This window comes from Neisseria sp. HMSC068C12 (assembly GCF_001814095.1).
GTDB lineage: Bacteria > Pseudomonadota > Gammaproteobacteria > Burkholderiales > Neisseriaceae > Neisseria > Neisseria perflava.
In genome coordinates this window covers 1-5,736 of the sequence record NZ_KV814821.1, presented here as the reverse complement: position 1 = coordinate 5,736, position 5,736 = coordinate 1, and the positions used below count along the sequence as shown (strand labels likewise).

General features: G+C 49.8%; 2 protein-coding genes and 1 pseudogene. 1 reads left to right on the top strand and 2 read right to left on the bottom strand.

Annotated features, from left to right (window positions below):
- Window positions 1-785: pseudogene (locus tag HMPREF2952_RS06515) on the top strand (IS5 family transposase); the annotation flags it as partial.
- 151 nt (window positions 786-936) lie between these two features.
- On the opposite strand, the gene pepN reads toward HMPREF2952_RS06515, so the two are convergent.
- Window positions 937-3,558 (bottom strand): aminopeptidase N, encoded by a 2,622-nt coding sequence (gene pepN / locus HMPREF2952_RS06510; RefSeq protein WP_004521024.1) that lies wholly within the window; start codon window positions 3,556-3,558, stop codon window positions 937-939.
- A gap of 155 nt (window positions 3,559-3,713) precedes the next feature.
- The coding region (locus HMPREF2952_RS06505; protein ID WP_210386317.1) for a YadA family autotransporter adhesin at window positions 3,714-5,736 on the bottom strand (2,023 nt) is incomplete at its 5' end.

Genomic DNA, 5,736 nt, shown 5'->3' with positions numbered 1-5,736 from the left:
CCGAACTCGAACACAGCCTCATCACCCGCATCGATTTCAACCTGTTTTGCCGCTTTGACGAACTAAGCATCCCCGATTACAGCACCTTATGCCGCTACCGCAACTGGCTGGCGCAAGACGACACCCCGTCCGAACTGTTGGAACTGATTAACCGACAATTGACCAAAAAAGGCCTAAAAGTAGAGAAAGCATCCGCCGCCGTCGTTGATGCCACCATTATTCAGACCGCCGGCAGCAAACAGCGCCAGGCCATAGAAGTCGATGAAGAAGGACAAGTCAGCGGTCAAACCACACCGAGTAAAGATAAAGATGCCCGCTGAACAAAGAAAAACGGCCTCTACAAACTCGGTTACAAACAACATACCCGTACCGATGCGGAAGGCTATATCGAGAAACTGCACATTACCCCCGCCAATGCCCATGAGTGCAAACACCTGTCGCCTTTGTTGGAAGAACTGCCCAAAGATATGACCGTCTATGCCGACAAAGGCTATGACAGTGAGGAAAACCGGCAACATCTGGAAGAACATCGGTTGCTGGACGGCATTATGCGCAAAGCCCACCGCAAACATCCGCTGTCGGAAGCGCAAACCAAACGCAACCGATATTTGTCGAAGACCCGTTATGTGGTCGAACAAAGTTTCGGTACGCTGCACCGTAAATTCCGCTATGCGCGGGCAGCCTATTTTGGTCTGCTCAAAGTGAGTGCACAAAGCCATCTGACGGCGATGTGTTTGAACCTTTTGAAAGCCGCCAACAGGCTAAGTGCGCCTGTTGCTGCCTAAAAGGCGGCCCGGATGCCTGATTATCGGGTGTCCGGGGAGGATTAAGGGGGTATTTGAGTAGAATCAGTGGATATGTGAAACAAAAACAGCCGAAAACCTTTATTTAGGTTTCGGCTGTTGGGGAAAAGGAATTTTGCAAAGGTCTCAGGCTTTATTTTTCATTCAAAATCTTACCGACAATCTCGCCCACATCCTTGGACAAACCTTCTTGTGCATGGATTCGTTGCAATTCTTTGGTCATGACGGCTTTGCGGTTGGCTTCCAATTTGTTGCAGATGTTGAAAGCCTGCACCAGTCGAGCAGCAACTTGCGGATTAAAACGGTCGATTTCCATCACTTTATCGGCTACAAAGCGGTAGCCGCTGCCATCTTCTGCATGGAAATGTGGAATATTGCGGCTGAAACTGATCAACAAAGAACGGGCCTTGTTCGGGTTTTCAATACTGAACTTAGGATGACTCAAGGCCGTCTGAACTTGCTGTAAAGTATCTTTGCGGCGGCTTGAAGCAATCAGAGCAAAGTATTTGTCCATTACTAAGGCATCATCGGCGAATTTATCGGCAAATTTCGTCAACAAACGATCGCGAATTTCGCTTTCATTGCTGTTGATTGCGGATAAGATACCCCATTCGTGTGTCATGTTTTGCGCCATTGCCTCGTAATTTTCCGCAACGTGTTCGATATGCGCTGCGTCAGCACGAAGGATAAATGCCCTGCAAGCATTGCGCAAAGTGCGCCAGCCGGCCAATTCCGGGCTGTATTCATAACGAACAGCAGCATCAGCCTGGTTTTCTTGCTCGGCAGCTTGACGGTTCAGCTCGCGCCATTGAGGCAGGAACTTGACGGCAACAGCATTGAGCAAGGCTTCTCGCGCTTGATGAACCTGAATAGGGTCAATATTTTCTTCTTCCGCCCATACATCGGTTTCAGACGGCATTTGCAGCAAAATGGCACGGAATGCCGGATCAAAATCACCGGAAACCACCAAAGCCAAAGCATCCATCAATGCTTTATGTTCCGGCAAAGGACGGCCTTCCGCCAATGCCTGACGGTTGGCGTTAATGGCGCGATGGTACAAGGTTTGAGCAGCTTCCCAACGGGCAAACTCATTTTCATCTGCCGCCAGTAAAGTGGCCAATTCTTGCTCGCTGTACGGATAGTTCAAGGTAATCGGCGCAGAGAAATCACGCAGCAGAGACGGGATAACCGGCTCATTGACGCCGCCCAATACAAAAGTCTGCTCGGCTTCAGTCAATACCAAAACCGCCTCTTTCACCCGTTTACCTTGATATTCAAACTCAACCGCTTCGCCTTTTTCATTCAGCAAACCGGTTTTGACCGGAATCATCATCGGCTGTTTGTCCGCCATATCGGGCGTAGCCGGAATAGTTTGTTTGATCGTCAATTCAAACGCTCCATCTTTCAGACGGCCTTGAGCATCTAAAACCGGCGTACCGGCTTGGCTGTACCACAAGGCAAACTGATCAAGATTGATACCGTTTGCGTCTGCCATTGCGGCACGGAAATCATCACAAGTCACAGCCTGACCGTCGTGGCGTTGGAAATACAACTTCATGCCTTTTTGGAAGCCCTCTTCTCCGAGCAAGGTGTGATACATGCGCACTACTTCCGCACCTTTTTCATAGACGGTCATGGTGTAGAAGTTGTTCATCTCTTCATAGCTGGCCGGGCGGACAGGATGCGCAGTCGGGCCTGCATCTTCTGGGAATTGGAACAAGCGCAGCATACGGACATTGTCGATACGGCGTACCACACGGCTGGCCCGGTCGCCGGAAAACTCTTGATCGCGGAAAACGGTCAAACCTTCTTTCAGCGACAATTGGAACCAATCGCGGCAGGTCACGCGGTTGCCCGTCCAGTTGTGGAAATATTCGTGGCCGACAACAGATTCGATGCCTTCAAAGTCGGTATCGGTCGCGGTACGGCTGTTGGCCAGCACAAACTTGGTGTTGAAAATATTCAAACCTTTGTTTTCCATTGCGCCCATATTGAAATCGCCCACGGCAACGACCATGAAAATATCCAAGTCGTATTCCAAGCCAAAACGTATCTCGTCCCATTTCATCGCATTTTTCAACGATTCCACGGCAAAACCGACTTTAGGTTTGTCTGTCTCAGTGGTGTAGAACTCGATTTTGACCTTACGGCCGCTCATGGTTGTAAAATAATCTTCCGTTACCGCCAAATCGCCTGCCACCAAAGCAAAGAGATAGCTCGGTTTGGCAAACGGGTCTTCCCATTTCACCCAGTGACGGCCGTCTGAAAACTCGCCGCCATCAATTTTATTGCCGTTAGACAGCAACACCGGATAGCGTTTTTTGTCTGCAACGATGGTGGTGGTAAATTTAGACATGACATCCGGACGGTCGATGTAGAAAGTAATTTTGCGGAAACCTTCCGGTTCGCATTGGGTAAACAGATTGCCACCGGAAGCATACAGACCCATCAGCGATTTGTTCTCAGCCGGCAAAATTTCGGTTTCTACTTCCAGCGTGAAGTTTTCAGACGGCACGCCGGCAATCGTCAGTTTTTCGTCTTCCAACACATAATCTACGACCCGGCCGTTTACTTTCACAGACAGCAGTTTTGCCGAACCATCCAATACCAATGGCTCCCCTGCTCTTTCAGGTTGAACGGTCAGACTAGATTTGACGATGGTTTGCGGTTCTAAAATATCGAAATGCAGGTCGGTTTTCAGAATACGGTACGCTGGCGCGGCGTAGTCTTTCAAATAATGGATGGTTTTGCTCATTTGTTCTCTTTCAGAGTCATGCGGTAAATAGATGAAGCATATCGTTTCAGATAGCCTAAATTCAAGTGTTTTCAGAAAAAAAGGCCGTCTGAAACCTAAAATTTCAGACGGCCTCCCTATTCAGGCAGCAAATCTAGTTGCCTGTCATTGCCAACTTACCACTGATACAGCGCACCGGCACCGACACCGACATGACCGTCGGTATTGGCCGAGAAGTTGCCTTTGACAATCCAGTTGCCGCCGTCGCTCATCGCAGACACGCCGATGGCCATGGCAGACTGACCACCGTAGTAGCCGCTGCCGACACCGATACCGGTCGCACCCGGACGGGTTACTTGCGGAATCGAGCCTTGGGCAATCGCACCGGCCACACCCGCGTAGGCTTTCTTACCTACTTGGTTGATGTTGTTTTGCAATTCGTTGCCCAAGCCAATCAACTGGTTCACGTTTGCCGCGTCTGTACCGTCTTTACCCGGAGCCACGTTGGTAATGCGTTGGCCGCCGTTGTTCAGACCGACAGGAGACAATTTGACTTGGTTGTTCGGATTGCTTTCAGTCGGTGCAGCGATGGTTACGCCATCGTTGTTGACCACGGTATTGCCTGCGGTCAGACCGTCTTTGTTCAATGCAACTTTATCGCCAACTTTCACGCCGTCATTGTTCATCACAGTATCGCCTGCTTTGAAGGTATCGGCATTCACTGTCTTCACGCTAATCTCGTCAGCCAACTTCAGTTGAGCGCCACCGGCTACGGTTTCGCTGATGATGTTGCTGTCGCCTTTAACGTTGATGGTATTGCCCAACGCATAGTTGTTGCTACCGGTCGTACCGCCGAAGTTGATGCCTTTGGCAATCGTCGCGGCGTTGTTGGCTACGTTTTGGTTGGTTGCGTACAACTGGCTGCCGTTGACGGCATCTTTGCTGTTGGCATTGAGATCGCCATCTGCTACGTTGGTTACTTTGTTGCCCGCATTGTCCAAGCCGTCTTTAGTCAGGTTTACCTTGCCTGCTTTCAAGCCGTCTTTGTTCAATGCAACGTCATCACCAACTTTCACACCATCATTGTTGACAGTAGTATCACCGGCTTTCACGCTGTCAACGTCCAAGTCTTTATCGGTAGCAACTTCATAAACAGTCTGACCTTTGTCACCTGTTTTTTCCGTCACAACGATGTTCTTACCTTGAACGACTTCAGTCTTAGATGCCTCCGCAGCTTGTTTCAGTTGGGAAACATTGACTGCATCGGTGTCATCCGTACCGGCCGCAACGTTGGTAATCTTATTGCCGCCATTGTTCAAGCCAGCTTTAGTCAGGTTCACATCACCTGCTTTCAAGCCGTCTTTGTTCAATGCAACATCATCGCCGACTTTCACACCGTCATTATTCATCACGGTATCGCCTGCGGTAACGCTGTCGACTTTCAGGTTTTTATCGGTAGCCACTTTGTAAATGGTTTGGCCATTGGCACCGACATCCTGAGTAACAACAATGTTATCGCCTTGAACGACTTCAGTCTTAGCCGCAGCCGCAGCTTTGTTCAACTGAGCAACATTCACCGCATCAGTATCATCGGTACCGGCTGCAACATTGGTAATCTTGTTGCCGCCGTTGTTCAAACCGGCTTTAGTCAGATTGACATCGCCAACTTTCACGCCGTCAGTATTGACTGTGGTATCGCCGGCTTTCACGCTGTCAACTGCCAAGTCTTTAGCCAATTTGACTTCCAACTTATCAGAACCATTCGCTACAACGCCGATATTGCCGTCTGAAAGTTTGGCTGCATCGGTTTGACCGCCAACAATATTTAGCTTCGTACCCGGTTTGCGTTCAACGTCTTTGCCACTGTCGCCGCCGAAAGTCAAAGGCAGATTGGCAGTTGCATTAACGGCTTTGATTGCATCGTGGATATTGTTCTCACCAGTACCGCCAATATCGGTCATGCTGATGTTGCCGCCATTATTGGCCGCATTGCCACCCAATACATTCACCAACTGATCTTGGGCCGCATTCAGCTGCTCTTCGGTCGCTGCACGTTTACCTTGGGCAAAATCATTGCCACCCAAAGTCGTATTGCTCAAGCCGCTGACTTCACCTTTGTCGCCATCGATTTTCACCGGAGCCGCTTGACCGACATTCAATACATCGGCCAGTTTCAGCTGTGCGCCACCGGCTACGGTT

Bases quoted from the DNA above. Each gene is read 5' to 3' on its own strand.
- pepN (WP_004521024.1), bottom strand. From the start codon at position 3,558: ATGAGCAAAACCATCCATTATTTGAAAGACTACGCCGCGCCAGCGTAC.